Source organism: Agromyces binzhouensis, assembly GCF_004135055.1.
Taxonomy (GTDB): Bacteria; Actinomycetota; Actinomycetes; order Actinomycetales; family Microbacteriaceae; genus Agromyces; species Agromyces binzhouensis.
Map to the genome: position 1 here is coordinate 1 of NZ_SDPL01000575.1, position 1503 is coordinate 1503.

1 protein-coding gene is annotated in these 1503 nt (G+C 74.3%); it reads left to right on the forward strand.

Annotated features, from left to right (window positions below; translation table 11 throughout):
• The coding region (locus ESO86_RS16830; RefSeq protein WP_165308231.1) for a DUF2207 family protein at positions 1 to 1503 on the forward strand (1503 nt) is incomplete at both ends.

Here is a 1503-nt window from a genome sequence, read left to right on the forward strand (position 1 = left end):
GGCGGCGGCCTCCGCGGCGCCCGCCCCGGCGGTCGAGGCGCCGGTGCGGTCCGTCGCCGAACCCGTCGGCGCGGTCCGGGCCGATGTCGACGACTTCGTGTTCGCGAGCTTCGACGCGGTCTACGAGCTGGGCCGCGACGACGACGGGCGCTCCACCCTCCGGACGACCGAGACGCTGGTTGCCGTCTTCCCCGAGTACGACCAGAACCGCGGCATCCATCGCGCGATCCCGCGCACCTACGACGGGCACCCGACCGACGTGCGCGTGCGCTCGGTGTTCGACCAGGACGGCGCCTCGCGGTCGTTCGAGACCGAGCGCAGCGAGGACGGCGCGTTCGAGCTCGTCACGATCGCCGCGGACGACTTCGTGCACGGCGAGCAGAGCTACGTGATCACCTACGACCAGCGCAACGTCACGTTCGACCCCGACGACCTCGACGTGCAGGAGTTCTACTGGGACGTCAACGGCACCGGGTGGCGCCAGCCGTTCGGCGTCGTCCGGGCCGAGGTGCGCCTCGAGCCCGACCTCGTCGACGCCCTCTCCGGCGACGCGGCGTGCTACAGCGGCTACGAGGGCTCCAGCACCCCGTGCGCGAGCCTCGAGGTGCGGCCCGAGGGCGAGCCCGTCGTCCTCGCGCGGGCCGACGCGCTCGGCCCGTACCAGAACCTGACCGTGGCGATCGGCTTCGTGCCGGGGACCTTCGAACCGCGGGACGACCGCTTCACGTCATCGCCCGCGGCCATGACCTCGCTCGTCGGTGCGCTCCTCGCCGTCGCCCTCGCGGTCACCGCGGGCGTCATGCGCGCCACGCGGTGGCGCGACCACCCCGGCCGCGGCATCATCATCGCCCAGTACGAGCCGCCCGAGCGGCTCACGCTCATGGAGGCCGCCGACCTCGTCCGCGCCGCCTCGAAGGGCATCACGGCCACGCTGCTCGCCGAGGCCGTCGACCGTCGGGTGCGGGTGATCGAGACGGGCTCCCGGAAGTACTCGGTCCAGCTCGCCGCCCCGATCGAGGGTGCCGACCGCGACGCGTCGAGCGTGCTCCGGGCGGTGTTCGGGCCGATGGCGCCGATCGGGTCGCGCCGCGACCTGCGGTCGAGGGATGCCTCGCTCGGCACCAAGCTCGCGCGGCTGCGGACCTCCGTGCACTCCCGGGTCGAGCGCGAGGGCCTGCGTCGCAAGCCCGATCGGGGCCTCCGGGGGCTGTTCTCGCTGCTCGCGATCGGCGCGGCGGTGCTCGCGGCCGTCTTCGGGTTCATCGCGCTCGACGAGCGGATGGGCGGCGGCTGGCAGTGGCTGACCATCCTCGTCGCGGGTGCGGCGGTGTTCGTCACCTTCGGCATCGTCGGCGTCGTGCGCCCCCTGACGGAGCGCGGGCGCGCCGCACGCGACCACCTCGAGGGCCTGCGGGAGTACATCCGGCTCGCCGAGGCGGATCGCCTCCGCGTGCTGCAGTCGCCGAGCGGTGCGGAGCGCGCGCCGGTGCCCGCGCCCGACCT